The organism is Streptomyces sp. NPDC054770 (genome assembly GCF_053611985.1).
In genome coordinates this window covers 62,992-89,561 of the sequence record NZ_JBSHBL010000020.1, presented here as the reverse complement: position 1 = coordinate 89,561, position 26,570 = coordinate 62,992, and the positions used below count along the sequence as shown (strand labels likewise).

The following is a 26,570-nucleotide window of genomic DNA, read 5'->3' as shown; positions in this document are numbered from 1 at the left end:
ACCGGGTATGTCTTAGTAATGCTAAGTCGTCGGTTGCTCGGGGGTGTGCGCGGACGCGAGGTCGCCGAGGCGCTGTTGTGCACCGCCGGACATCGGGGGCAGGGCTGAGCGCGCCCGACCGGGGTACTCGGAAGGTCAGTCAGCAAGCAGAGCTGACGCCGACGAGACCAGGAGGGGCGGCAACGATGACGAAGAAGACCGCACGCGGAACGGGGGCCCGGCTGACCGGCACCGCGCACGCGTGGGCGGCCAGGGCCGGCCTCGGCGGCCGCACGCAGGCCTGCACCGCCGGCCTCAAGGACAAGGCCGGCGCACTGACCGTGCATCTGCGCGAAGGCGCGAGCGGAGCCGGCCACCAGGCCCGGAGCCGCGCGGTGCGGGGCGGCCACACGGCGCAGGAACAGGTGGTCAAGGCGGGGCACGTGCTCCAGGAACGGGCACTCCGGGCCGGGCACATCGTGCAGGAACGGGCGGGACAGGCCGGGCATCTGGTGTCGGAGAAGGCCGCCGAGGCGGGGCATGCGGCCGGGGACGGTGCGCCGCAGCCCGCGCGCCGGGCCGTCGCGGCCGTCGGGCGTCACCCGCGGGCGGCGCTCATCGCGGGCGCCGTCGCCGCCGCCGTCGCCGCTGTGACGGCGGGCGTGCTGCGCCGGAGCCGTCGCCACTGAGGTCCGCGGAGGGCTCCGCTCCACCGTCTCACCGAAAACTCCAGTCGTCTGGACAAAAAAAGTTTTCGGTGAGACGGTGGAGCCATGTTGGACGTCACCGTGATCGAGGACCCCGAGGCCGCGGCCGTGTCCCTGGACCCCGTACGGGCCAGGCTGCTCGCCGAACTGGCCGGCGCGCCCGCGTCGGCCGCGATGCTGGCCGGCCGGGTCGGGCTGCCCCGGCAGAAGGTGAACTACCACCTGAAGGCACTGGAGCGGCACGGCCTGGTCGAGCTGGCCGGCGAGCGGCGCAAGGGCAATGTCACCGAGCGGCTGATGCGCGCGACCGCCGCGTCGTACGTCATCTCACCGGCCGCGCTGCCCGCCGTGCAGCCGGACCCGGACCGGTTCCGCGACCAGCTCTCCGCGCGCTGGCTGCTCGCCCTCGGCGCGCGTCTGGTGCGCGATGTCGGCATGCTGGTCAGCGGGGCCGCCAAGGCCCGCAAACGGCTGGCGACCTACGCGCTGGACGGCGAGGTCCGCTTCGCCTCGGCCGCCGACCGCGCGGCCTTCGTACAGGAGCTGACGGCGGGCGTGAGCGCGCTCATCAGCAAGTACGACGCACCCGGAGCGGAGGACGGCCGGGACCACCGGATCGTCGTGGCCCTCCATCCCACGGTCAAGGACGAGCCCCGGACCGATGCCGGGGACGAGACCCGGCCCGCAATCGAAAGCTGAGCAGGAGCCCCCATGTCCAAGGAATTCGAGATCGCCCGTGAGTTCGAGGTCGATGCCACGCCCGGAGAGGTCTGGGAGGCGATCACCAACGGGACCGGCGGCTATCTGTGGCCGATGCAGCCGCCCGAGCCCCGGGTGGGCGGTACGGCGGCCTTCGGCTCCGTCGTCACCGCCTACGACCCGCCGCACCACCTGGTCACCCGCAGCGAGGACGTCGGCTTTCCGACCCAGAGCGCCAACCAGCTGGAGCACGTCATCGAGGAGCGCGACGGCGGCCGCCGCGCCTGGGTGCGCTATGTGCACAGCGGGATCTTCACCGACGACTGGGAAAACCAGTACGACGGCGCGAACCGGCACACCGACTTCTACCTGCACACCCTGCGCGAGTACCTCACCCACTTCGCGCCCCGCGCGGTGAGCTTCGCCCAGCTGAACGGGCCGGAGGCGTCCCAGGCGCCGGACGCCTTCACCGCCGTGGGCCGCGCCCTCGGCCTGCCGGACGACCTGGCCGCGGGCGCGAAGGCGAGCGTGCGGGGGCCCGGCGGGCGGGCCCTGGACGCGGTGGTCGACTACCGCGACCCGTACTTCGTCGGACTGCGCACCGACGACGCCCTCATCCGGTTCTTCGGGCGCAACCACTGGGGTGCCCCGGTCGGCATCAGCATCCACGACTTCGCGCCGGACGCCGACGCCGAGGCGAACGAGACCGGCTGGCAGGACTGGCTGAACGGGGTGTACAGCCAGTCCTGAACCCGGCCGGACTCAGGGCCCTCAGACGTCAGACCGTCAGGCCGTCGGGGCCCTCAGGGCTCTCAGGGCTCTCAGGGGTGGAAGCGCAGCACCTGCGGGTCGTGGTCGCTGATCTGGTCGTGGAACTCCGAGTTGATGTGCACGCTGTCGTACTGGAAGTCGCCCTTGCCGCGGATCTGCTTGCTGATCAGGATCTGGTCCAGGACCTGCTCGTTGCCCTGGTAGTCGTAGGTGTAGCGCTCCTTCGTCGGCAGCGACTGGATCGCCGACCAGAGCGCGCCGTGGCTCTCCAGGATCTTGGTGGTGCCGGAGAAGTCGAAGTCGTTCATGTCGCCGAGCGCGATGACCTCGGCGTCCTTCTGGACGTCGAGGATGTTCCTGACGAACGCGTTGACCAGCGTCGCCTGCGCGTGGCGCTGGGTCTCCGAACTGCGCACCACCGGCTGGTACTGCGAGGTCAGCCCCTGGTCGCCGCCCTTGGAGTTCAGGTGGTTGGCGATCACGAAGACCGTCTTGCCCTGGAAGACGAACTCACCGGCGAGCGGCTTGCGGCTGGTCGTCCAGGCGGAGTCCGCCGGGGCGACACGGCCGGGGGAGGCCGTCAGCTGCGCTGTGCCGTGCACCTTGGTGACGCCCACCGCGGTGGTGGAGTCGCCGCCCGCGCGGTCGACGAAGGAGACCCGCTCCGGGTTGAACAGGAAGACCTGGCGGATGTTGCCGCCGGGCTCGCCGCCGTCCTGGTCGTTGACCGGGTTGATGGAGCGCCACTGGTACTTCGGACCGCCGGCCGCGACGATCGCGTCGATCAGCTTGTTGACCGTCACGTCGGCGGCGACCGTGCCGTCGTCCGTCGCGCCGTTGTTGTCCTGGATCTCCTCCAGGGACACGATGTCGGGCGACTGGAGGTTGTTCACGATCGCGGACGCGTGCGCGGCGAAGGTGCCGTCGGAGGGGTCGAGGTTCTCGACGTTGTAGGTCGCCACCGCCAGCTGGCCGTGCGACTGCTTCTTCGTCGTCTCGCGCTGCAGGCCACCGCTCTTCAGGGTGCCCAGTCGGCTCGCCACGAGGGTGTAGCCGCCGAACTGGTTGTAGTCCATCGGGCCGGTCGTGGCACCGGTCAGGGTGTCGCCGACGTTCGCCACCGGGAAGTCGGCGGTGGAGCCGAGGGACTGGATCTGGAGGCGGCCGGTGTTCTGGTCGCGGTAGGAGCGGTACAGCGAGCCGCCGCGGTTGGTGCGGTTCTCGTGCGGCTTCACCGTGACCCACAGCTCGGCGTACGGGTCGGTCGCGGTGATCACGCGGGCGTCCTTGACCTGGACGTTCATGCCCTCAAGGGACTCGTAGTAGTCCAGGGCGTACTTCTTCGGCTGCAGGGTCAGGCCGTTGACCGAACCGCCGGCGGCCGTGTCGCCCTCCGAGGTGTACGCGCTCGGCACCGACTTCTTGTCGATCACGACCGGCGCCGGGACCGCGTTGCCGGTGGAGACGGTGGTGACCGTCGGCTTGGTGATCTCGGTCAGCGACTGGTTGCCGGTGGTGGCGCCGCCCGGGACGTACTCGGAGACCGTGCCGGTGACCGTGACGGAGTCGCCGACCGCGACCTTCGGGGTGGAGCTGGTGAAGACGAAGACGCCCTCGCTGGTGGCCGGATTGTCGTCCGGAGTCGGATCCTGGATCCAGAAACCTCTGGAGGAGCCGTAGGTGCGCGTGCCCGTGACGATGCCGGGGACGTCCGTCACCTTCTGGCCGGCGTACGGCGAGGTACGCGTGGTGCCCTGGATGTCATGGATACGCAGCCCGTCGGCCTGGGCGGGCGAGGTGAGGGCGACGGTGGACGCCGCGCTGCAGACGGCGGCGACGGTGAGCGCGGCAAGACGCGCGGAAGACCTGCTCGGCAAGGGAATCCCTCCGGGGACATCGGAAGCGCCGGGACAAGGGCGGTTTATGGAGCGTTCATGACACGTTCATGTATGCCATGTAGCGCGGATGTGACACGCGTAGATACCGAGTGAACAGTTGTCCCCCGTTTTCTACGCGCGTCAATCTCCTGCCTGATCAAGGCAGTTGTCAAGGTTTCAGCCATGCACGGAGCCGGGCGGGTAGATGAACCGGGCGGCATGGGTGGAAATCCGTCTAGGCTGAGCGGCTGAGCCGTACGGCGTCCAGGTGGTCGTACGGCCGTCGATACGGTGTCCATGTCGCCGTACGACCGTTGAGGCGTCCGAGGAGAACCAGCAGATGTCTGACAGCGCCCCCCTGCCCCCGGTGCGGTTGCGTTCCGAAGCGGAGCTGGCGCACGCCGCGCTGTCCACGCCGTTGCTCACCCGGGCCGTCCGGCTCGCCCGCTGGGCCGGTCCCGACACCCGCGTGGACGCAGGTGGCGAGCTGGTCGAGGAGCAGCTCCCGGCCGCCGCCGAGGCGCTCGGACTCACCGGGGACGACGCCGCCGCCCACGCCGGTGAGGCCTGGCGGGTCGCCCTGGACGCCGGACTCGTGGAGATCGCCGACGAGGAGGCCGGCACGGTGGCGGCGGGGGAGGAGCTGGCGCTGCTCACCGGGGGCTCGCCGCACGACGTCCTCGCGGTGTGGCAGGCCGCGCTGGAGACCGTGATCGCCGACGCGAGCGTGCCCGACCTGGACGGAATTGTCGACGCGCTCGACGAGGGCGGCGAGGTCGATTTCTCGTCACTCGGCTGGGACCCCGAGGCGGAGGCGGACTTCCTCGACGGCGTCCTCGGCAACCTGTACCTGCTGACCGTGAGCGAGGGCGGTCCCGGCGATGCGCCGGTGCCGCTGCCCGCGCTCGCCGCGTCGATGATCGTGCCCAGCGACATGGGGGAGCCGACCAACGACGTCCTCGAACAGGTCTCCGACGCGATGATGCGGCTCGACGACCAGTTCCGGCTGCTCGAGCCGGTCGGGCTCGTCGAGTACCAGCCGGTCGACGAGGCGCTGATGGCCGACGCGGAGGAGGAGCCGGCGGCGGGGCCGGTCGACGAGGCCGACGTCTCCCGCTACGGCATGGTGCGGCTCACCCCGCTCGGTGCGTACGGGCTGCGGGCACGGCTGCTGGAGGCCGGGTTCGAGGCGCCGGCGGTCGGGGAGCTCGCCGACAAGGGCGCGGACGCGCTGCTCGACGGTACGGCCGCGTTTCCGCAGGGGGCTGCGCAGGCCGAGACCGAGCAGTGGCTGGCCCGCCGGGAGTCCCTCACCGCCGCCCGGGAGCTGCTGGCCGCCGCGCGCGGTGCGGACGCGGGCGCCCCGCTGCGGCGGCTGCGCTGCCAGCAGGCGCTGTCGCTGCTCGGCGCCGAGGCCGAACCGGCCCTCCGCGAGGTCCTCGACGACCCCGAGCTGGGCGGCCTGGCGAGGGTCTGGCTGGTCGAGAGCGGCGCCGCGGACGTGCCGGCGCCCTCCCAGGACATGATCTTCTGGCTGACCATCGACACGGTGGCTGCGCAGCTGGCCGCCGAAGGGAACTCGGAGGAACTGCAGGCGCTGGTGGAGGGCCTGGCCCAGCAGCACGGCGGGTTCTTCGCCGAGGCGTGGCGGGTGGGCCACCCGGACACCGCCGACGTCCTGGAGGCGATGGGCCGCCTCCATCCGGACAAGAAGGTGGCCAAGGAGGCCCGCAAGGCGGCCTTCAAGGCACGGTCGCAGCACGGGGGGTAGGGGCCGAAGCGGCGGCGGTGCGCCCGGTTCCGGCACCGCCGGGCACCGCCGTTCGGGCTGGGCGCCGTTGCGGCGGGAAAAAAGATCAGGCCGCGGGCCGTTGATGGGCGCGTGGTGGGGGCGTGCGGGTGGTCCGGCACCGCCGGGTGTCGCCGCGTGGGCCGGGCGCCGTTGCGGCGGGAAGAGATCTCAGATGGCGAAGAGATCTCAGATGGCGAGGGGGAGGCCGAGCGGTGGGGAAGGGCGGTGTGCCGGGAGGGAGTTCGGGTCCCGGGAGTGGTGTGGCTGTCGGTGAACCCCATCCCGCGGGCGGGGGAAAACGTTGACCCCTGCGGTGTGTTCTTGGGTGGGACTTTTGGCCGGCATGGTGCGGCCCTTACGGATTCATGGAACAGACGGCTTCGATGTCGCCCTGTGTTCAACCGGTGTTCAGGGGTGGACGGGAGCGTGTGCGCCGAGTTGAGGTCCGCCACCCTCCACGGCACACCGACCGTCACAGGAGACACCATGTCGCTCACCCGCAGGGACTTCGCCACGAAATCCGCGATCACCGGTGCCGGTGTCGCGCTGGCGGGCAGCGTCGGCGCCCTCGCCACCGCCCCGAACGCCCTCGCCGCCACCGAGACCGAGGCCGAGGCCGAGGCCACGCACGGGCACGGGCCCGGCGGCGTCGGCTACGGACCGCTGCTGCCCGACCCCGACGGCATCCTCGCGCTCCCCGCCGGCTTCAAGTACCGCGTCATCACGTACAGCGGCAGGACCAAGCTGGAGTCGGGCGAGTTCACCCCCTCCAACCACGACGGCACCTCCACCTTCGACGGCCCGCGCGGTGCCACCCTCCTCGTCAACAACCACGAGCTGGCCGGCCCCCGCGCCAACTGGAAGTACCCCGTCCCGCTCACCGAGGGGCTCGTCTACGACCCGGCCGCCGCCGGTGGCTGCACCGTCGTCGAGGTCCGCCCCGGCGGGCACGTCGCCGAGTGGGTCGGCATCGCCGGTACCGCCACCAACTGCGCGGGCGGCAACACCCCGTGGGACACCTGGCTGACCTGCGAGGAGACCGAGGACAAGGCCGGCACCAACGGCTTCACCAAGGACCACGGCTACGTCTTCGAGGTCGACCCCGAGGACCGCCGGGCCAACCGCAGCCCCAAGCCCGTGAAGGCGCTGGGCCGTTACGCCCACGAGGCCGTCGTCGTCGACCCCAGGCGCGGCCACCTGTACCTGACGGAGGACGCCTCCAACCCGAACGGCCTGCTCTACCGCTGGACCCCGCCCGAGGACTTCCACCACGGCCGCGGCAAGCTGCGCACCCTCGCCGACGACGCCGGCACGCTCCAGGCGTTCAAGTGCTTCGACTCCGGCGGCCAGTTCGTCGACGACCTCTCCCGGGCCACGAAGATCGGCACGGTCTACGGCGTCGACTGGGTGGACGTCCCGGACCGCGACGCGCGGACGACGTCAGTCCGCAAGCAGTTCGGCACCGGCCAGGTCACCCGCGCCCGCAAGCTGGAGGGCATGTGGTGGGGCGACGGCGGCGTGTACATCGTCTCCTCGTACGCCCGCGCGGAGAGCCCCGTCCAGCACGACGGCTCGGTGTGGTTCTACGACCCCAAGCGCCGCACCCTCACCCTCAAGGTCCGCATCGGCGTCAACCCGGACCCGTCCGTGGAGGGCAACCTCGACGGCCCGGACAACATCACCGTCTCCCCGTACGGCGGTCTCGTCATCGCCGAGGACGGCGAGGGCCTCCAGCACCTGTTCGGCGCCACCGACAGCGGCCGTACCTACCCCATCGCCCGCAACGAACTGAACATCGGCACCGCGGACGGGCCCGAGTACAGCGAGTTCACCGGCGTCACCTTCTCGCCCGACGGCCGGACCCTGTACGCCAACATCCAGACCCCGGGCATCATGCTCGCGATCACGGGGCCCTGGAAGCGTCAGCAGCGCGGATAATTAATTCACTCGCTCGGCCCGCGGCCCGCCTCCTAAGGTTATGCATGTCCAGGTGCGAAGGCAGGACCTACTTCCACTGATAATGGGGCGGCCGCGGGTTCGAGTCCCGCCACCGGTACAACGCGCCGGTGTAGCTCAGGGGTTAGAGCACCTACGTCGGTTCCGCCGACTTCGATCTCTGGACACCGAAAACTTCATGCACCTCCCGGTGCGTGTGTTCTTGATCTCGGGAGGCGCAGCTCATGGTGGGTGTCCGGTGCGCAGGCAGCGGTTACTTCATTGGGATCAGAAGGCTGCGGGTTCGACTCCCGTCATCGGCTCAGGGCCGATGTAGCTCAATGGGCAGAGCATCTGACTAAAGTCCGTCGCCGATTCCCGAACTCGGACCCCCTCCTTCTGCTGCGCCTCCTCCGAAACTCCAATGAATTCGGGGGGAATTCACCATGGCGCGATTCAACACCAAGGCGGCCCGGGCGCAGCCCACTTCGCGGGTCACCTCCACCGGACGCGTGCTCCGTACCTACGAGGGCGGCCGCGGCCGGGAGCGGGACGCGCGGTCCGAGCTCTTTCTGCTCGCCGTCGCCAACTTCGTCTCGCAGCAGACCTTCTACGAGTCCGGCGCGGACCGCGACGACCGGTTCGCCGCGCTCGTGCGTGAGCTCGCCGTCGCCGACCCCGCGTGGACGGCCGGTCTGCTCGGCTGGCTCCGCGGCGCCGGCAACATGCGGACCGCCTCGATCGTGGGCGCCGCCGAGTACGTGCACGCACGCCTGACCGAGGGAGCCACCGACGGCCCCTCGAACCGTCAGGTCGTCGCCTCCGTGCTCCAGCGGCCCGACGAGCCCGGCGAACTGCTCGCCTACTGGACGGCCACGTACGGTCGCGCCATCCCCAAGCCCGTCAAGCGGGGGATCGCCGACGCCGTACGACGGCTCTACCACGGCAAGTCGCTGCTCAAGTACGACACCGCGTCCAAGGGATACCGCTTCGGCGACATCCTCAACCTGGTGCACGCGGCGCCGGACCCGGACAAGCCGTGGCAGGGCGAGCTGTTCCAGTACGCGCTGGACCGGCGGCACAACCCCGACTCCGCCGTGCCGCCCGCGTCGAGCCCGGTGCTCGGCGCGCACCGGGCGCTGATGGCGCTGCCCGTCGCACGGCGGCGGGCGGTCGTCACCGAGCCCGGCGGCGCCGAGCGGCTCGCGGCGGCCGGCCTCACCTGGGAGGCGCTGGCCGGCTGGCTCCAGGGACCGATGGACAAGGCCGCGTGGGAGGCGGTCATCCCGTCCATGGGGACCATGGCGCTCGTCCGCAACCTGCGGAACTTCGACGAGGCCGGCGTCTGCGACGAGGTCGCCGCGCAGGTCGCGGCCCGGATCAGCGACCCGGCGGAGGTGGCGCGGTCGCGGCAGTTCCCGTTCCGGTACCTCGCCGCGTACCGGCACGCGCCGTCGCTGCGCTGGTCGTACCCGCTGGAGCAGGCGCTCGGCCACTCGCTGGCCAACGTGCCCGCGCTGCCGGGGCGGACGCTGGTGCTCGTGGACCGTTCGGGTTCGATGTTCTACTCGCGGCTGTCCGAGCGCTCGGAGCTCAACCGGGCCGACGCGGCGGCGATCTTCGGGACGGCGCTCGCGCTGCGGGCGGCGGACGCGGACCTCGTCGAGTTCGGTACGACGAGCAGGCGGCTGCCCTTCGAGCGGGGCGAGTCGGTGCTGAGGATCCTGGACCGCTTCGGCGATCTGGGCGGCACCGACACCACCTCGGCGATCCGCTCCCACTACCGGGGACAGGACCGGGTGCTGATCGTCACCGACGAGCAGTACGCGTACCACCGGCACGGCGACCCGACCCAGCAGGTCCCGGCGCACATCCCGGTCTACACCTGGAACCTGGCCGGCTACCGGGTGGGCCACGGCCCGTCCGGCAAGGGGAACCGGCACACCTTCGGCGGTCTCTCCGACGTGGCCTTCCGGATGGTCCCGCTGCTGGAGGCGGCCCAGGACGCCGACTGGCCGTGGGAGGCGGCGGCGACGGCCTGACCGCCGGCCGATGAGCGTGGCCCGCACCTTCACGGGGGGTGCGGGCCACATTTCGTGTGCCGGGGTTCTTGTCTCCGCCCGTGATTGATATCTAACATTTCAGTTATGGAAGCCCTGCGACCCGTCCCCCGCACCCTGCTCCGCGACCGTGCCTACGCCGCGATCCGGGACGCCATCGTCGCCGGGGACCTCGAACCCGGCGCGGTGGTGCGCGACGCCGAGCTCGCGGAGCGGCTCGGGCTGTCCCGGGCGCCCGTGCGGGAGGCGTTCGCGCGCCTCGTCGACGAGGGGCTCCTGGAGAGCAAACCGCAGAGCTACACCCGGGTCACCCCGGTCGTGGCCGCCGAGGTACGGGACGCGGCGGCCGTGGTCGGCGCCATGCACGAACTGGTCACCCGGGCCGCCGTACCCCGGCTGCGGGACTCGGACCTGGACGAGATGCGCGTGTCCAACGTCCGCTTCGCCGGCGCCGTACAGGCGGGCGACGTGGACGAGGCCCTGCGCGCCGACGACGACCTGCACGACGTACTGGTCCGGGTGGCCGGCAACCGGGCGGCCGCCGCCACGGTCGCCCGCTACACCCCCCTCATCCGCCGCCTGGAGCGCCGCCGCTTCGGCGAGGGCGGCTCCTGCCGCTCGGCCGGCCTGCACGAACGGCTCATCGAGGCGTGCGCGGCCGGCGACACGGAGACGGCGGTCCAGGTCACCGCCGACATCTGGCGCACCCTGTCCGACCTGGCCGACGCCGACACCACCGACTGACCACGCCACCAGGAGGCACCCCATGTCCCTCTCCTCCTACGACCGTTATCCCCTCCTCTTCGGCCCCTCGCCCGTGCACCCCCTGGAGCGCCTCACCGCCCACCTCGGCGGCGCCGCGCTGTGGGCCAAGCGGGAGGACTGCAACTCCGGTGTCGCGTACGGCGGCAACAAGACGCGCAAGCTGGAGTACCTGGTCGCGGACGCGATCGCCAAGGGCTGCGACACCCTCGTCTCCATCGGCGGGGTGCAGTCCAACCACACCCGCCAGGTCGCCGCCGTCGCCGCCCGCGCCGGGCTCAAGTGCGTGCTGGTCCAGGAGAGCTGGGTGGAGTGGCCGGACTCGGTGTACGACAAGGTCGGCAACATTCTCATCAGCAGGCTGGCGGGAGCCGACGTACGCCTCGTGCGGGCCGGGTTCGGGATCGGGTTCAAGGAGAGCTGGGAACTGGCGCTGCGCGAGGTCGAGGAGTCGGGCGGCAAGCCGTACGCCATCCCGGCCGGCGCCTCCGACCACCCGCTCGGCGGGCTCGGCTTCGCGGGCTGGGCGTACGAAGTCGCCGAACAGGAACAGCAGTCGGGCGTCTTCTTCGACACGATCGTCGTCTGCTCGGTGACCGGGTCGACGCAGGCCGGCATGGTCGCCGGGTTCGCCGCGCTGGAGGAGGCGGGCGGCCGTGAACGCCGGGTGATCGGCATCGACGCCTCGGCCAAGCCCACCGAGACCCGCGAACAGGTCGCCCGCATCGCCCAGCGCACGGGCCGGCTGATAGGCCTCAAGCGGGAGCTGACCGTCGACGACGTCGAACTCGACGAGCGCTACCACGCCGGTATCTACGGCATCCCGGACGACACCACCCTGGAGGCCATGCGTCTCGCCGCCCGCACCGAGGGCATGGTCACCGACCCGGTGTACGAGGGCAAGTCGATGGCGGGGATGGTCGACCTGGTCGAGCGGGGCGAGATCGCCGCCGACTCCACGGTCCTCTACGCCCACCTGGGCGGCCAGCCGGCGCTGAACGCCTACAGCGCGCTGTTCTAGACGGTTCCTGCCTCCGTCCCCCCGGTCTTCCTGCGGGAACCCCGGGTGGGCTCAGGCGCTGTGACGGCGGACCGCGTCGAGGAGTTGGTCGATGTCGTGGGCGTCGTGGGAGAAGGCGGTGACGAAGCGGACGGTGCCTTCTTCCCAGCGGTCGTGGTAGAAGGCGTAGCCCTCGGCGAGGAGGCCCGCGGTGACGTGCCGGGGCAGGCGGCAGAAGACGATGTTGGCCTGCGGGACGGTCAGTAGCCCGGTGCCGGGGATGGCCTTGAGGCCGTCGCCGAGGCGGGTGGCCATGGCGTTGGCCCGGCGGGCGTTGTCGAGCCACAGGTCGTCGGTGAGGTAGGCGTCGAGCTGGGCGGTCTGGAAGCGCATCTTGGAGGTGAGCTGGCCGGCGCGCTTGGCGCGGAAGGCCAGTTCTCCGGAGAGGGCGGGGTCGAAGGAGACGATGGCGTCGGCGGTCATCGCGCCGTTCTTGGTGGCACCGAACGACAGGATGTCGATGCCGGCTTGCCAGGTCATCTCGGCCGGGGTCGCGCCGAGATGGACCAAGGCGTTGGCGAACCGGGCGCCGTCCATGTGGACGCGCAGTCCGGCGTCCTTGGCGATGCCGGCCAGACGGCGGATCTCCTCGACGCTGTAGACGCTGCCGCTCTCGGTGGCCTGGCTGACGCTCACCACGGACGGCTGGACGCTGTGCACGTCTCCGGCACGTCGGCCGACTGCCGCCCGCAGTGCGTCGGGGTCGATCTTGCTGTGGTCGCCGGGGACGGTGACGAGCTTGGCGCCGTCGGTGAAGAACTCCGGTGCTCCGCATTCGTCGTTGTTGATATGGCTGCCGCCGTGGCACAGCACGCTGCCCCAGGGGCGCGTCAGGGCAGCCAGGGCCAGGCAGTTCGCGGCGGTGCCGGTGGTGACCGGGAAGACGTCGACGTCCCGGTCGAAGATCTCGCCGAGCTTGCGGCGGGCGCGCTCGCTGAAGGGGTCGTTGCCGTACGGCAGGACCTGTCCGGCGGCCGCTTCGGCAACCGCACCGGCTATCTGCGGGGCGGCCCCGGCCATGTTGTCGCTGATGAAGGACAGGCCCGAGGGAGTGGTGGCGGCGGTGCTCATGTGCGGCTTCCTTGCGGTTCAGGTGGTGATGGGGGAGGCGAAGACGACGGTGATGTCCACTGCCTCGGCGCCGGTGCGGTAGAAGTGCGGGGCGTCGCCGGCGAACGCGAGCATGTCGCCCGGGCCGAGGTCTTGCGGGGCGTCGACGGGGCCCGCGGTGACGGATCCGCTGGAGATGATCAGGTGTTCGATCGTGCCGGTGGCGTGCGGCACGCCTGCCAGCTCGGTCTCGGGCCGGATCCGCAGGCGCCAGATCTCCAGGCTGTTGCCGCTGCTGATACGGCGCAGCAGCTCGCGGGTGACCTCGCCGGGCTCGGCGTCCGTACCGGGCCGGTAGACCGGCCCGGTGTCGGCGTCGCGTGCCAGCAGGTCGGCGATCGGGATCCGCAGCGCGATGGCGATCGCGTCGAGGGTGTCGATCGTCGGATTGCCCTTGCCGGCCTCCAACTGCGACAGCGTGGCCTTGCTCAGCCCGGCCCGGCGGGCCATCTCCGCCGCGCTCATCCCGCGCTGCTGACGACGCAGCCGGATCTTTGCGCCGACCGCGGCCGCGGTACTGCTCACCGGCTGCCGGGCGGACGGCGGGGGCGTCATCGGTAGTCCTCGGCAGTGCGTGAATGAACCATGCGTTCACTATAACGTACGGAGCGATATGGCGAACCTGGTGTTTACTTTACTGAACGATCCGCGGGCGAGTGCCGCCGCGGGCTCGTGATCACGAACGCCGCCACCAGCAGCGCGGCCACCGCGACCAGCGAGCCGATACCGAAGGCGCGTGCCGCGCCGTGGGTGAGTATGTCGGCCGGGCTGCCGGTCGCGTGCCTGGTCGCCGTGCCGTACACGGTGACCAGGACGGCGAGTCCGAGGGTGCCGCCGAGCCACTGCAGGGTCTGCAGCAGCCCGGACGCGGCGCCCGCCTCCCGCGGCCCGATGCGGGCCAGGATGGTCGCGTTGAGCGGCATGAAGCTCAGGCCGACGCCCAGGCCGAGCAGCAGCAGCGGGCCGAGCAGCCCGGTGGCGTAGCCGTCGCCGGGCCGCAGCCGCCACAGCCAGCCGCCGGCGGCGATGAGCAGGGTGATCCCGGTGAGGAGCAACGGCTTGGCTCCGAAGCGGGCCAGCAGCTTGGGCAGCAGCCGTACCGTGGTGAACATAGCGAGGGTCATGGGCAGGAACGCCACCCCGGCGCGCAACGGGCTGTACGCCAGGACCTGCTGGCAGACGAGGGTGAGGAAGTAGAAGGCGCCGAACATGCCGGCGGGCAGCAGCATGATGGTGAGGTAGCCGCCCGCCCGGTCCCGGTCGGCGAACAGCCGCAGCGGCATGATCGGCTGACCGGCCCGGGACTCGATCAGGGCGAAGCCGAGGAGGAGCGCTCCGGCGCAGCCGAAGCCGAGCAGGGACTGGGTGTCGGTCCAGCCTTCCTCCGAGACCCGGATGAACGCGTACACCAGGGAGGACATCCCGGCCGTCCCGGTCAGCGCGCCCACGAGGTCGAAGCGGCCCGCGTGGCGCGGGGTCTCGGCGACGAACCGGGGCAGGGCCGCGAACAGGGCGATGCCGATGGGCACGTTGATGAGCAGGGCCCAGCGCCAGGAGGCCCACGAGGTGAGCATGCCGCCCAGGACCAGGCCGACGGAGCCGCCGATGCCGGCCATGGAGGAGTAGATGCTCAGGGCGTGGTGCCGGCGCGGGCCCTGCGGGAAGTTGGTGGTGATCAGGGCCAGGGTGCTGGGGGCGATCAGCGCGGCGCCGACGCCCTGGAGCGCCCGTGCCGCGAGCAGCCAGCCGCCCTCCGCGGCGACTCCGCCGAGCAGCGAGGACAGTGCGAACAGCAGCGCCCCGGCGCCCAGTGTGCGGCGGCGGCCCACGATGTCGCCGACCCGCCCGCCGAGCAGTAACAGGCCGCCGAAGGCGAGGGTGTAGGCGTTGAGCACCCAGGACAGGCCGGTGCGGCTGAATCCCAGGCCCTGCTGGATGTCGGGCAGTGCGACGTTGACGACGGTGGAGTCGACGCCGACCATCATGTAGGCGGTGACGATGACGAGGAGGGCGGAGCCGAGCCTGGCGGGGTGCGGGGAGTCCGGCGGGTCGGCGGTGGCGGTGGACGGGGCGGACGGGCTGGACGGGGCGGACATGAGGTTCTCCCGGTCTGTGCGTCCCCGGCGCGGGCATGGTGAAGTACGGGCAGACGGACTGCCCGTGGAGCGCACGACGGTAAGCGGGGACTGTCTCCGTTTAGTGCTCGCTAAGATACGGAGAGAGTCCCCGGTTCGCAAGGAGTAGCTGGATGACGCAGGTCAGGCCCATGCGCGCGGACGCTCGCCGCAACTACGAGCGACTGCTGGAGGTCGCCGTCGAGGCCTTCGCCGAGCAGGGGGAGAACGCGTCCCTCGACGACATCGCCAAACGGGCGGGCGTCGGCTCCGGCACGCTCTACCGGCACTTCCCGACCCGGCAGGCGCTGCTGGAGGCCGCGTTCGTGGACCGGCTGGAGGGGCTGGCGGCGAAGGCCGACGAGATCGCCGCGGACCTTCCGCCGGGCGCGGCGCTGACGGAGTGGCTGAACGAACTGTGCGTCGCCACCATCCAGGTGCGCGGTCTGAAGGCCCTGCTGGGTTCCGCGGTCACGGACGGCAGTTCGGCCACGGTCGCGGCCTGCGGTGTGACGGTCCGCGGCGCGGCGACCCGCCTCGTGGAGGCGGCGAGGGCGGAGGGCACCCTGCGCCCCGACATCGAGCCGATCGAAATCCTGCGCCTGGCGCACGGACTGGCCACGGCGTCCGAACTGGCCAACGGCCAGGGCAAGGACATCCGGCGCTATCTGGCACTGCTCACGGAGGGGTTGCGGCCGTAGCACCCACGGCCGCACACCCGTCGCCGAACTCGCGTCAGAGCGCCTCCGCCCCCGGCTTCACCATGTTCCGTACCGTCCGGGCCTTCACGAACGAGCCCAGCGCCGTCATGTCCCACTCGCCGGAGAACTGACGGACCAGCTTCGCCATCAGCACGCCCGTCTGCGCCTCGGCGCTGGTCAGGTCGAAGCGGACCAGTTCCTCGTCGGTCGCGGCGTCCAGGAGACGGCAGTAGGCCTTGGCGACCTCGGTGAACTTCTGGCCGGAGAACGAGTTGACCGTGAAGACCAGGCCGGTGACCTCCTGCGGGATCCGGCCGAGGTCGACCACGATCACCTCGTCGTCACCGCCGCCCTCGCCGGTGAGGTTGTCGCCCGAGTGCTTGATCGCGCCGCCCAGGATGGACAGCTTGCCGAAGTAGCAGCTGTCGACGTGGTCGCGCTGCGGGCCGTACGCGATGACCGAGGCGTCCAGGTCGATGTCCTTGCCGCGGAACGCCGGCTCCCAGCCCAGGCCCATCTTGACCTGGGCGAGCAGCGGGCGGCCGCCCTTGACCAGGGACACGGTCTGGTTCTTCTGCAGGCTGACCCTGCCCTTGTCGAGGTTGATCTTCCCGGCACCGGGGGCGGGCGGCGCGGGCGCGGCCGGGGGAGCCGCGGGGGGCGCGGGCTGGGCGACCGGGGCCGCCGGCCGGCTGACCGGGGCCGCCGGGGCGGGCGCCGGTTCCTCCACCGTCACGCCGAAGTCCGTCGCGATACCGGCCAGTCCGTTCGCGTAGCCCTGGCCCACCGCGCGGGCCTTCCACGCGCCGCCCCGGAGGTAGATCTCCACGACCACCAGGGCCGTCTCCGTGCCCAGCTGCGGCGGCGTGAAGGTGGCCAGCACCGAGCCGTCGTCCGCGTTGCGGATCGTCGCCGTCGGCTCGATGCCCTGGAAGGTCTGTCCTGTGGCGTCGGGGCTCGCGGTGACCACGATCTTCTCGATGCCGGGCGGCACGGCGGCCGTGTCGACGGTGATCGCGTCCGGGGACGTACCGCCGCCGGAGCGGTACGTCACACCCGGCCCGTTCGGCTGGTTGTAGAAGATGAAGTCGTCGTCCGAGCGCACCTTGCCGTCGCCCGTGAGCAGCAGGCCCGACACGTCGAGCCGCACCGGAGCGGCGACGTCAACCGCCACCCGGGAGACCGGAAGAGGGATGTTCGAGCCAGGGGTCATAGCTGTCATGCCCCGTGAACGAACAACCCCGCTTTACCGTTCCCTTACCCGGGAGCCGGCCCCCGAACGGCTCAGGGGATCACGACGATCTTCCGTCCCACGCCCGCCGCGAACTGCTCCAGCGCCTGCGGATAGCTGTCCAGCGGAAGGCGGTCGCTGATGAAGACGTCCGGGTCCAGGACGCCGTTCGCGAACAGCTCCGCCGCCCGCTCGTAGCTGCGCAGGACGGCCATGGAGCCGGTGATGGTGATCTCCTGGTTGTAGATGCGGTACGGGTCGATCGTCACCCGCGTCGCGTAGTCGGCGACGCCGAACTGGAGGAACGTGCCCGCCTTGGCGACCCGCTCCAGGCCGTCCTGGATCGCCGCCGCGTTGCCGGTCGCGTCGATCACCACGTCCCAGCCCAGCGGCCGGTCCAGCTCGTCCGCGTTCGCGGCGGAGCCGGAGACCCCGAGCTGCCGCGCGGTCTCCAGCCGGGCGGGGTTCAGGTCCACCACGTCCACGCTGGCCGCGCCGGTCCGCTTGGCCAGCTCCAGCATCATCAGGCCCATGGTCCCGGAGCCGTAGATCAGGACGTGCGCGCCGAGGCGGGACTGCAGGATGTCGTAGCCGCGCACCGCGCACGACAGGGGCTCCACCAGGGCCGCGTCCTGGGTGCGGACGTGCTCGGGGAGCTTCACGCAGTTGGCGACCGGGGCGACCGCGTACTGCGCGGCCCCGCCCGGCACCGTCACACCGATCGCGGCCCACCGCTCACAGAGGTTGTTGTGGCCGTTGCGGCACTGCCGGCACTCGTGGCAGTACAGGGACGGGTCGACCGCGACCTGGTCGCCGATCGCCACCTCGGTCACCTGGGAGCCGACGCCGACCACCTCGCCGGCGAACTCGTGGCCCGGCACGATCGGCAGCTTGGGGGCGAACTCGCCCTGGAGGATGTGCAGGTCGGTGCCGCACAGGCCGCAGGCGGCCACCTCCACGACGACCTCGCGGGGGCCCGGTGTCGGGTCGGGGACCTCGGTGACGACGGCACGGCCCACGGACTCGATGACAGCGGCCTTCATTTGACGGCTCCCAAGGACAGGCCCTGGACGAGTTTGTCCTGGGCGGTGAACCCCGCGGCGAGCACCGGCAGGGAGACGACGAGCGACGCGGCGCACACCTTCGCCAGGAACAGGCCCTGGCTGGTGATGAAGCCGGTCAGGAAGACGGGGGCGGTCTCGGCGACCACGCCCGTCAGCACGCGTGCGAAGAGCAGTTCGTTCCAGCTGAAGATGAAGCAGATCAGCGCGGTGGCGGCGACGCCCGGGAGGGAGATGGGGGCGACCACGCGCGCGAGGATCGTCGGCAGCCGGGCGCCGTCCACCCGCGCGGCCTCGATGACCTCGACCGGGACCTCGGCGAGGAAGGACTGCATCATCCACACCGCGATCGGCAGGTTCATGGAGGTGTAGAGGATGACCAGGAGCCAGATGTTGTCGAGCATCCCGGCGTTCTTGGCGAACAGGTAGATCGGCAGCAGGCCCGCCACGGCCGGCAGCATCTTCGTGGAGAGGAAGAAGAACAGGACGTCCGTCCACTTCCGCACCCGGCGGATCGACAGCGCGTAGGCCGCCGGGAAGGCCAGCAGGAGGACGAAGAGCGTCGAAACCACCGACGCCATCGCCGAGTTGATCAGGGCGGGCCACGGGCTGGCCCCGCCGCCGACGCCGAAGAACTCGCGGTAGCTGTCCAGGGTGAGGCCGGCGGTGAAGGACGGCGGGTTGGTCGCCGCGTCCGCCTCGGAGTGGAAGGACGTCAGCGCCATCCAGGCGATGGGCAGGAAGAACACGATCCCGGTCAGCCACGCGACCAGCCCGAGTCCGCCTCGCCGTACGGCGTTCAGGGCGGTGTTCATGCGCGCGACACCTCCTCGCGGAACAGCGACGACACCACACGCAGGGCGAAGGTCGCGATGATGATCGAGCCGATGACCACCACGACGCCCGCGGCCGAGGCGAGGCCGTTCTCGTGCGCCTGGTAGAAGCTCTGGTAGACGGTGTACGGGAGGTTGGCGGTGCCCAGGCCGCCCGAGGTGATCGTGAAGACCGCGTCGAAGTTCTGCACGATGTAGATCGAGCCCAGCAGGCCGCCGAGTTCGAGGTACCGGCGCAGATGCGGCAGGGTCAGGTAGCGGAAGATCTGCCAGTCGCTCGCGCCGTCCACCCGGGCCGCCTCCAGCTGCTGCTGGTCGCGGCTCTGCAGTCCGGCCAGCAGGATCAGCATCATGAACGGCGTCCACTGCCAGACCAGGGCGGCCTCGACCGCGATCAGCGGGTTGTCCGAGATCCAGTCCGGCTGCGGGCCGCCGACGTAGTGCAGCAGGCCGTTGAGCAGGCCGTACTCGGGGTTGTAGAGGACGTGCTTCCACAGCAGCGCCGCCGCGACCGGGACGATCAGGAAGGGCGCGATCATGAGTGTGCGGACCACGCCGCGGCCCCGGAACTTCCGGTTCAGCAGCAGCGCCACCACCAGTCCGAGGACCAGGCTGACCAGCACCACGGTGACCGTCAGCAGGACCGTCGTCCACACCGAGTGGCGCAGGTCCGGGTCGGTCAGGACCTGGCGGTAGTTGTCGATGCCGGTGAAGTGGCGGTCCTTCGGATACAGGGCGTTCCAGTCGAAGAACGAGATCACCACGGTCGCCACGAACGGCAGCTGGGTCACCACGATCATGAAGACGAGCGCGGGGAGCAGCGGGGCCCGGGTGGCCCAGGCCCGCAGACGGTCGGAGGGCGGCCGGGGCGCCGGCCGCGCGGAGGCGGCGGCGACCCGGGGGGAGGCGGTGGCGGTCATGATCCCTCGTACTTCTTGCCGACGGCCTCGGCGAGCTTCTGGGCCTTCTTCAGCGCGTCGTCCACGGACTGCTGGCCGGCGACCGCGGAGCTGATCTCCTGGGAGACCTTGGTGCCCAGGTCGGTGAACTCGGGGATGTCGACGAACTGGATGCCGGGCGCGGGCCGCGGCTGCACACCCGGGTCGTTCGGCTTGGCACTGGCGATGGCGTCCCGGGTGACGTCGGCGAAGGCGGCCGCCTCCTTGCGGTACTCCGGGATGTCGTACGTCGAGGTGCGCTTGCCGGCCGGCACGTTGGCCCAGCCCGCCTTCTCGCCGACGAGGTTCTCGTAGCCCTTGCTGGACGCCCACGAGATGAACTTCCAGGCGTCGTCGGGGTTCTTGGACGCCTTCTGGATGCCCCACGCCCAGGTGTAGAGCCAGCCGGAGCTGTCGGTCTTGTCGACCGGCGCCGGGACGTAGCCCATCTTGCCCTTGACCGGGGAGCCGGAGGCCTCCAGCGAACCCGCGCCCGAGGTGGCGTCGTACCACATCGCCGTCTTGCCCTGGGTCGTGTCGTTCAGGCACTCGGCGAAGCCGGACTGGGCGGCGCCGGCTTCGCCGTGCTTGCGGACCAGGTCGACGTAGAACTGGGTGGCCTGCTTGAACGCGGGGGCGTCCAGCTGGGCCTTCCAGTCCTTGTCGAACCAGGTGCCGCCGAAGGTGTTGACGACCGTGGTCAGCGGAGCCAGCATCTCGCCCCAGCCGGGCAGCCCGCGCAGGCAGATGCCCTTCATACCGGGCTCCGCGCCGTCCACCTTGGCGGCCAGGTCGGCGACCTGCTGCCAGGTGGGGTGGGCCGGCATGGTCAGCCCCTTCTTCTGGAAGACGTCCTTGCGGTACATCAAGAACGACGACTCGCCGTAGAAGGGCTCGCCGTAGAGCTTGCCGTCGGCCGCGGTGAGCGCCTGCTGCATCGGCTTGAGGATGTCCTGCTGGTCGAAGGCGGTGTCCTTCTTGACGTACGAGTCCATCGGCTCCAGCCAGCCGTTCTTGGCGTAGATCGGGATCTCGTAGTTGGAGAGGGTGGCGACGTCGTACTGGCCGGCCTGGTTGGCGAAGTCCTGGCTGATCTTGTCGCGGACGTCGTTCTCCGGCAGCACGGTGAAGTTCACCTTGATCCCGGTGTCCTTGGTGAAGTTGGCCTTGGTGAGCTTCTGCAGCTCGACCATCTGCGGGTTGTTCACCATCAGGACGTTGATGGAGTGGGCGGAGGAACCGCCGCCCGCGCCGGCGCCCGAGCAGCCGGCGAGCAGCGAGGTGGTCAGCGTTCCTGCGGCGGCCACCGCAAACAGGGCGCGGGGCGTTCGTCGGCTCTGGGTTCGCATGGGGTGCTCCTGGAGAAACTGATGGGGAGATCTGGAGAACTTATGGGGATATAACGGCTCCACGCGGGCGTGGAGTACTGCGGCTCGGGGACTGTCTTCGGGGGTCAGACGCGGATGACCTGTGGGCCCTGGAGCGAGTAGCGGTGGGCCTCGGAGGCGGGCAGCAGGGTGCTGGTGACGATGGTCTCCAGCTCGCCGATCTCCGCGAACCGGCAGAAGCTGACCGCCCCGAACTTGGTGTGCACACCGGCGAACACCGTGCGGCGCGCGGCCCGGATCGCCTGCGCCTTCACCTCGCTGACCGCCGGGTCGGGCGTGGTCAGGCCGTGTTCGCGGGTGATGCCGTTGGCGCCGATGTAGGCGAGGTCGATGACGAAGCCGGCGAGCATCTTCGTCGTCCAGTGGTCGACGGTGGCGAGGGTGCCCGAGCGGACCCGTCCGCCGAGCAGCAGGACGGAGACGTTCTCGGCCTCCGCGAGCGCGCCCGCCACCGGCAGGGACGCGGTGACCACGGTCAGCGGCCGGTCCCCGGGCAGCGCCTCGGCGATGAGCTGGGGGGTGAAGCCCTCGTCGACGAAGACGGTCTCGGCGTCGCCCAGCAGCTCGGCGGCGGCGGACGCGATCCGGCGCTTCTCGGGGACGTGACTGGTCGAGCGGAACGCGAGCGTGGTCTCGAAACCGGCGCTCTCCACCGGGTAGGCGCCGCCGTGGGTGCGCCGCACCAGCCCGTGGTCCTCCAGGGCGCGCAGATCGCGCCGGATCGTCTCCTTGGCCACGCCCAGCTCGGCGGCGAGCGCGGTGACGTCCACGGAACCGGTGGTCCGGGCGGCGCGCACGATCTCGCGCTGGCGCTCTTCCGCCGTCCTGATGGTCATGCCGTCACCCACTTCCCTGTGGAGCTGCCCGTTCGGGCCATGGGGGAAGTTGTACCTCCGGCGCACGGCGCTGACCAGGCCTGTTGCCAACCCGATGCTGCCCGTATACGCCCGATTGCGCTCGGCTGTGCCCGTCTCGGACCTGGGGTGCTGCTGTGCGGGACGTGAGATCGGGCATGATCCGTGCCCGAATGCGACAGCGGGCGGGCCCGTTCGGTGCCCGCCCGCTGTCGTGAGCGGTCGTTTTCGGTACGGCTGGATCGGCGTGTCCGGATCGGCGGGTTCAGTACGGCCAGATCGGCGGGTCGTCGACGAAACGGCCCCCGAGGTGGGTCTGGGCCGGCTTCGCCGGGTCCAGTTCGCCGTACTCGGCGATCAGCTTCGCGGCGAACTGCTCGGAGTCGTCCTGCGGCTCGTAGCCGAGCGCCCGCGCGGTGGACAGGTCCCACCACACCCGGGTGTTGGCGGAGGAGCCGTAGACGACCGTGTGGCCGACCTCCTCGGCGGTCAGGGCCGCGTGGAAGAGGCGGGCGCCGTCGGCGGGGCTCATCCACACCGAGAGCATCCGCACGTCGGCGGGCTCCGCGAAACAGGAGCCGATGCGGACGGAGACCGTCTCCAGGCCGTGCTTGTCCCAGTACAGCTGGGCGAGGTCCTCGCCGAACGACTTGGACAGGCCGTAGAAGGTGTCCGGGCGGCGCGGGGTGTCGACCGGGATGAGCGGGTCACCGGCCCGCGGCGCCGGGGTGAAGCCGACGGCGTGGTTGGAGGAGGCGAAGACGATCCGCGGCACGCCGGCCTCGCGGGCGGCCTCGTACAGGTTGTAGGTGCCCTCGATGTTCGAGCGGAGGATCTTCTCGAAGGGTGCCTCCAGTGAGATCCCCGCGAGGTGGAGGACCGCGTCCACGCCGCGCACGGCCTCGCGCAGTGCCTGCCGGTCGCCGAGGTCGGCGGTGATCGCGTCGGGTTCGCCCTCGATCGGGCGTACGTCGAACAGCCGCAGTTCGTAGCCGTACTCCGGGAGCAGGGACCGCATCAGGGTGCCGAGTCCGCCGGCGGCACCGGTGAGCAGTAGCGTGCGGGGAGTGGGCATCCACGGTCTCCTTGGATCAGCGCCGGTCGCGTCCGTGTATGGAATTCACATTCGTGGACACGCTAGGGAGATGCGGCGTGCCGAGTCAAGTGTGCCGTGGAGTGCGGGAATCCGCTCGACTGTTGGTCGTTTGTCGCCTTGACCGGCCCGGACGCGGCCTCGTAACGTGGTCACGTTCATGAATATAGACGCCGATCAGAGACATGCATCGCCAGGGAGCGCCCGTGACGCCAGCCCCTCTCGCCGCCCGGCTTCGTGACCCGCGCGGGCCGCTCTTCTTCCCCGTGACCGCCTACGGCCCCGACGGCTCCCTCGATCTCGACGCCTACCGCGAGCACGTCCGCCGGGGCGTCGAGGCCGGCGCCGCCGCCGTCTTCGCCTGCTGCGGCACGGGGGAGTTCCACGCGCTGCTGCCGGAGGAGTTCGAGGCCTGCGTGGGCGCGGCCGTGGCGGCGGCCGACGGACGGGTACCGGTGGTCGCCGGCGCCGGCTACGGCACCGCGCTCGCCGTACGCTACGCGCGTCTGGCCGAGGCCGCGGGCGCCGACGGCCTCCTCGCCATGCCGCCCTACCTGGTGGTCGCCGGCCAGGAGGGCCTGCTGCGGCACTACCGCGAGGTGGCGGCGGCCACCGCTCTCCCCGTGATCGTCTACCAGCGCGACAACGCCGTGTTCACCCCGCCCGCGGTCGTCGAACTCGCCCGCACCGAAGGCATCATCGGCTTCAAGGACGGCCTCGGCGACCTGGACCTCATGCAGCGCATCGTCAGCGCCGTCCGCACCGAGGTCCCCGGCGACTTCCTCTACTTCAACGGCCTGCCCACCGCCGAACAGACCCAGCTCGCCTACCAGGCCATCGGCATCGACCTCTACTCCTCCGCCGTCTTCTGCTTCGTCCCCGAGATCGCCCTCGCCTTCCACGCCGCCCTGCGCGACGGGGACCGGGCGACGGCCGAGCGCCTGCTGGACGGCTTCTACCGCCCGTTCGTCGAACTCCGCGCCCAGGGCCGCGGATACGCCGTCTCGCTCGTCAAGGCCGGGGTACGGCTGCGCGGCCTGGACGTCGGCGAGGTCCGCCCCCCGCTGCACGAGCCGACCGAGGACCACGTGAAGCAGCTCGCCCAGCTGATCGAGCGCGGGTACGCGCTGCTGGAGGAGGACGCGTGAGCGCACCCGGAGAAGGCCGGTCGCGCGCGTCCGGAGCAGGCCGGCTGAAGGCGTCGGCGTTCGTCTACCCCTGGGACGTGACCGGGGATCCCGGGGCCGCGGACCGCATCGCCGGGCTCGGCGTGCGCCAGGCGACCCTGGCCTCCGCCTATCACTCCACCCGCGCGCTGACCCCCCGCCACCCCCGCCACCGCATCGTCACCGCCGAACACGCGGCCGTCTACTACCCGGCCGGCGACCGCTGGACCGGCCGGGAGCTGCGCCCCTACCCGGCCGGCGACTGGGTCCCCGGCGACGCCTACGGCGAGGCGGCCGAAGCCCTGCGCGGCGCCGGCCTCGACGTCCACACCTGGGTGATCCTCGCCCACAACTCCCGCCTGGGCGCCGAGCACCCGCACACCTCCGTCGTCAACGCCTACGGCGACCGCTACCCCTGGGCCCCCTGCATCGCCCAGCCCGCCACGCGCGCGTACCTGACCGACCTCGCCGCCGAGGCCGCCGTACGCCCCGGCGCGGCCGGCACCGAACTGGAGTCCCTCGGCTGGTACGGCCTCCAGCACCTGCACGCCCACGACAAGACCGCCGGGGTCGGCCTGGGGGACGCCGGCCAGTACCTGATGGCACTCTGCTTCTGCCCCGCCTGCCGGGCCGGGTACGGCGCCGAGGGCCTGGACGCCGACGAGCTGGCCGCCGCCGTACGGGAGGCCCTGGAGCCGCTCTGGCGGGGCACCGGTGACGACGCCGGCTGGCCGACGGTGCAGAAGCTGCTCGGCGAGCCGGTGGCGGCGGCCACGCGCGCGTGGCGCGACGGACAGGCCCGCACCCTCCAGGAGACGGCCGTGGCCGCGGTGCGGGCGGCGGCCCCCGAGGGCTTCCAGGTGCTGCTGCACGCCGACCCGGTGACGTACCACTGCGGAGCCAACGCGGGCGTGGACCCGGCCCGGATCCTGTCCGTCGCGGACGGTGTCGTGGTCCCCTGCGCGGGCGGTACGGCCCTGCTGACGCCCTTCGCCGAGCACGCGCGGGACGACACCGTCCTGGCCGCCAACTTCACGGTGGTCTCCGGGATGGGCGGCAGCCCCGGGACCCTGGCGGCCGACGCGGCACGGGCCCGCGAGCTGGGGGCGACCGAACTGCGGCTGTATCACGCCGGGTTGGCGTCCGACGGCGATCTGGCCGCGGTGCGGGAGGCGTTGCGCTGAGCCAGTGACCAGGCGGTGGCCAGCAGCCCGCCGCCGAAGAGCAGCAACAGCAGCCGGTGGTCGACGAGTTCGACGAGGGCGGCCCCGACGGCCAGTCCGATCACGTTCGGTGTGAACATCAGCGTGTCCGCCGTCGCGGTCGCCCGCCCCAGCGCGGCGGCCGGCACCTCACGCTGTACGGCGGTGTAGGCGGCGATCAGGACACAGGGCAGGCCGAGACCGCCCGCGAGGCTGCACGCGAGCAGTGCTATGTCACATTCCACCCCCGCTCGCCCGGCCACCGCCACCCCCGTCAGCGCGATCCCGTACACCGCGAACCGCCGCTCGCCGAGCCGCCGCAGCGCGGGTCCCGCCACCAGCCCGACGCAGACCGAGCCGACGCCCTGGACGGCGTACATCACCCCCGTGTAGGCGGGGGAGCGGCCGAGGGCGTCCAGGACGGCGTAGTTCAGGCTGCTGCCGAGCGAGGCGAGGCACATCGTGGCGCCGCCGGCCCGGACCAGCGGCCGCAGGAGCGGGTGCGCCCACAGCAGCCGGGCCCCCTCGGCGGTCTCCCGCCGCCAGTCCGCGCGGTGCCGCACGGGCCGTTCCTCCCGCACCCGGAGCAGCGCCCACAGCCCTGCCGCCAGCACGAAGCTGCAGGCGTCCAGCAGCGCCACGCTCGGCCCGCCGTACGCCGTGTACAGCGCGGCGCCGGTCAGCGGGGCGACCAGCTTCATGCCCTCGCGGGCGGTGGTCCGCAAGCCGTTGAAGTCGCCGAGGAGGGCGGGGTCGACGGCGGCGACGACGAGGGCCGAGCCGGCCGCGTCCTCGACGACGCCTGCCGCGCCGTAGAGGAGGAGGACGGCGAAGAGCAGGGGGACACGGGCGGGGGAGTCGACCGTCCAGAGGGGCAGCAGGAGGAGGGCGAGGGCGAGGTTCGTGCGGATCGCCAGGGGTTTGCGGCGGACGCGGTCGGCGAGGGTGCCGAGGACGGGGCCGAGGAGGGTGGGGGCCCACAGGGCGGCGGTGCACAGGGCGGCGAGGCCGTCGGAGCCGGTGAGGTCCTTGACCCAGACGCCGGACACGAGCCAGAGCGCGGAGGTGCCGAAGCCGGACACCACGACGCCGGTGAGATAGAGCGCCGCGTTGCGGTCGCGCAGCAGCTGGACCACGGCCCAGGAACTGGTCGTCATGCCTGGTCATCGTGGGTCTAAGGCGGGGGTGAGGGGATCGGGCAGGTGCCTTAGAACGCGGCCGGATCGCCCGGCGGGAA

Annotated in this window: 23 protein-coding genes; 11 read left to right on the top strand and 12 right to left on the bottom strand. The window is 71.4% G+C overall.

All coding sequences use genetic code 11. From position 1 onward, the window contains the following. The first annotated feature begins 185 nt into the window (after positions 1-185). From ACWGKQ_RS19765 to ACWGKQ_RS19755, 3 genes are all read left to right on the top strand, one after another. Entirely contained in the window at positions 186-668 is a 483-nt protein-coding gene (locus tag ACWGKQ_RS19765; RefSeq protein ID WP_453293213.1) for a DUF3618 domain-containing protein, read from the top strand. An 84-nt stretch (positions 669-752) separates the two neighbouring features. Beyond that, on the top strand, positions 753-1,385 hold the full coding sequence (locus ACWGKQ_RS19760) for an ArsR/SmtB family transcription factor (RefSeq protein WP_453293212.1): 633 nt from the start codon (positions 753-755) through the stop codon (positions 1,383-1,385). Positions 1,386-1,397: 12 nt separating this feature from the next. After that, complete coding sequence (locus ACWGKQ_RS19755; RefSeq protein ID WP_453293211.1) at positions 1,398-2,135, top strand: SRPBCC family protein; 738 nt, start codon at positions 1,398-1,400, stop codon at positions 2,133-2,135. Between the two features lie 71 nt (positions 2,136-2,206). Here ACWGKQ_RS19755 and ACWGKQ_RS19750 read toward each other — a convergent pair whose 3' ends face one another. Further along, positions 2,207-4,033: an endonuclease/exonuclease/phosphatase family protein gene (locus tag ACWGKQ_RS19750; RefSeq protein WP_453293210.1), complete on the bottom strand. Its 1,827-nt coding sequence runs from the start codon at positions 4,031-4,033 to the stop codon at positions 2,207-2,209. 340 nt (positions 4,034-4,373) lie between these two features. On the opposite strand from ACWGKQ_RS19750, the gene ACWGKQ_RS19745 reads away from it, so the two are divergent. From ACWGKQ_RS19745 to ACWGKQ_RS19725, 5 genes are all read left to right on the top strand, one after another. Beyond that, complete coding sequence (locus ACWGKQ_RS19745) at positions 4,374-5,804, top strand: hypothetical protein (protein ID WP_453293209.1); 1,431 nt, start codon at positions 4,374-4,376, stop codon at positions 5,802-5,804. Positions 5,805-6,311: 507 nt separating this feature from the next. Next, positions 6,312-7,763 (top strand): alkaline phosphatase PhoX, encoded by a 1,452-nt coding sequence (locus tag ACWGKQ_RS19740; RefSeq protein WP_453293208.1) that lies wholly within the window; start codon positions 6,312-6,314, stop codon positions 7,761-7,763. Between the two features lie 443 nt (positions 7,764-8,206). Next, positions 8,207-9,802 (top strand): TROVE domain-containing protein, encoded by a 1,596-nt coding sequence (locus tag ACWGKQ_RS19735; protein ID WP_453293207.1) that lies wholly within the window; start codon positions 8,207-8,209, stop codon positions 9,800-9,802. Between the two features lie 105 nt (positions 9,803-9,907). Further along, positions 9,908-10,564 carry a GntR family transcriptional regulator gene (locus ACWGKQ_RS19730; protein ID WP_453293206.1) on the top strand — a complete coding sequence of 219 codons (657 nt, stop codon included), beginning with the start codon at positions 9,908-9,910 and terminating at the stop codon, positions 10,562-10,564. Between the two features lie 22 nt (positions 10,565-10,586). Further along, positions 10,587-11,603 (top strand): 1-aminocyclopropane-1-carboxylate deaminase, encoded by a 1,017-nt coding sequence (locus tag ACWGKQ_RS19725; protein ID WP_453293205.1) that lies wholly within the window; start codon positions 10,587-10,589, stop codon positions 11,601-11,603. A gap of 51 nt (positions 11,604-11,654) precedes the next feature. Here the strand turns inward: ACWGKQ_RS19725 and ACWGKQ_RS19720 are convergent, their stop codons facing one another. The 3 genes from ACWGKQ_RS19720 to ACWGKQ_RS19710 all read right to left on the bottom strand — a co-directional run bounded on the left by ACWGKQ_RS19720 (position 11,655) and on the right by ACWGKQ_RS19710 (position 14,848). Then, positions 11,655-12,713 carry a threonine aldolase family protein gene (locus ACWGKQ_RS19720; protein WP_453293204.1) on the bottom strand — a complete coding sequence of 353 codons (1,059 nt, stop codon included), beginning with the start codon at positions 12,711-12,713 and terminating at the stop codon, positions 11,655-11,657. 18 nt (positions 12,714-12,731) lie between these two features. Beyond that, the gene (locus ACWGKQ_RS19715; RefSeq protein ID WP_453293203.1) at positions 12,732-13,307 is read right to left on the bottom strand and encodes a helix-turn-helix domain-containing protein; all 576 of its coding nucleotides are present in this window, start codon (positions 13,305-13,307) and stop codon (positions 12,732-12,734) included. 74 nt (positions 13,308-13,381) lie between these two features. Next, a complete protein-coding gene (locus ACWGKQ_RS19710) occupies positions 13,382-14,848 on the bottom strand; it encodes an MFS transporter (protein WP_453293202.1) in 1,467 nt (488 codons plus the stop codon). Between the two features lie 152 nt (positions 14,849-15,000). On the opposite strand from ACWGKQ_RS19710, the gene ACWGKQ_RS19705 reads away from it, so the two are divergent. Further along, the gene (locus ACWGKQ_RS19705) at positions 15,001-15,567 is read left to right on the top strand and encodes a TetR/AcrR family transcriptional regulator (protein ID WP_453293201.1); all 567 of its coding nucleotides are present in this window, start codon (positions 15,001-15,003) and stop codon (positions 15,565-15,567) included. A gap of 34 nt (positions 15,568-15,601) precedes the next feature. Here ACWGKQ_RS19705 and ACWGKQ_RS19700 read toward each other — a convergent pair whose 3' ends face one another. From ACWGKQ_RS19700 to ACWGKQ_RS19670, 7 genes are all read right to left on the bottom strand, one after another. Further along, positions 15,602-16,780 carry a TerD family protein gene (locus ACWGKQ_RS19700; protein ID WP_453293200.1) on the bottom strand — a complete coding sequence of 393 codons (1,179 nt, stop codon included), beginning with the start codon at positions 16,778-16,780 and terminating at the stop codon, positions 15,602-15,604. 71 nt (positions 16,781-16,851) lie between these two features. After that, complete coding sequence (locus ACWGKQ_RS19695) at positions 16,852-17,841, bottom strand: zinc-dependent alcohol dehydrogenase family protein (protein WP_453293199.1); 990 nt, start codon at positions 17,839-17,841, stop codon at positions 16,852-16,854. After that, positions 17,838-18,674 carry a carbohydrate ABC transporter permease gene (locus ACWGKQ_RS19690; RefSeq protein WP_453293198.1) on the bottom strand — a complete coding sequence of 279 codons (837 nt, stop codon included), beginning with the start codon at positions 18,672-18,674 and terminating at the stop codon, positions 17,838-17,840. The genes ACWGKQ_RS19695 and ACWGKQ_RS19690 overlap by 4 nt, the downstream gene beginning before the upstream one ends. After that, positions 18,671-19,612, bottom strand: a complete 942-nt coding sequence (locus tag ACWGKQ_RS19685) for a carbohydrate ABC transporter permease (protein ID WP_453293197.1) — start codon at positions 19,610-19,612, stop codon at positions 18,671-18,673. The genes ACWGKQ_RS19690 and ACWGKQ_RS19685 overlap by 4 nt, the downstream gene beginning before the upstream one ends. Continuing rightward, on the bottom strand, positions 19,609-20,979 hold the full coding sequence (locus tag ACWGKQ_RS19680; protein WP_453293196.1) for an ABC transporter substrate-binding protein: 1,371 nt from the start codon (positions 20,977-20,979) through the stop codon (positions 19,609-19,611). The genes ACWGKQ_RS19685 and ACWGKQ_RS19680 overlap by 4 nt, the downstream gene beginning before the upstream one ends. Before the next feature lie 104 nt (positions 20,980-21,083). Then, positions 21,084-21,854 carry a DeoR/GlpR family DNA-binding transcription regulator gene (locus ACWGKQ_RS19675; protein WP_453293195.1) on the bottom strand — a complete coding sequence of 257 codons (771 nt, stop codon included), beginning with the start codon at positions 21,852-21,854 and terminating at the stop codon, positions 21,084-21,086. 283 nt (positions 21,855-22,137) lie between these two features. Next, positions 22,138-22,947 carry an NAD-dependent epimerase/dehydratase family protein gene (locus ACWGKQ_RS19670; protein ID WP_453293194.1) on the bottom strand — a complete coding sequence of 270 codons (810 nt, stop codon included), beginning with the start codon at positions 22,945-22,947 and terminating at the stop codon, positions 22,138-22,140. A gap of 224 nt (positions 22,948-23,171) precedes the next feature. Here ACWGKQ_RS19670 and ACWGKQ_RS19665 point away from each other — a divergent pair, with 224 nt between their 5' ends. Then, a complete protein-coding gene (locus ACWGKQ_RS19665; protein ID WP_453293193.1) occupies positions 23,172-24,113 on the top strand; it encodes a 5-dehydro-4-deoxyglucarate dehydratase in 942 nt (313 codons plus the stop codon). A gap of 44 nt (positions 24,114-24,157) precedes the next feature. Continuing rightward, the gene (locus tag ACWGKQ_RS19660; RefSeq protein ID WP_453293256.1) at positions 24,158-25,315 is read left to right on the top strand and encodes a hypothetical protein; all 1,158 of its coding nucleotides are present in this window, start codon (positions 24,158-24,160) and stop codon (positions 25,313-25,315) included. On the opposite strand, the gene ACWGKQ_RS19655 is transcribed toward ACWGKQ_RS19660, so the two are convergent. After that, entirely contained in the window at positions 25,258-26,490 is a 1,233-nt protein-coding gene (locus ACWGKQ_RS19655; RefSeq protein WP_453293192.1) for an MFS transporter, read from the bottom strand. The two genes, ACWGKQ_RS19660 and ACWGKQ_RS19655, sit on opposite strands and share 58 nt — an antisense overlap. Positions 26,491-26,570: the final 80 nt, after the last annotated feature.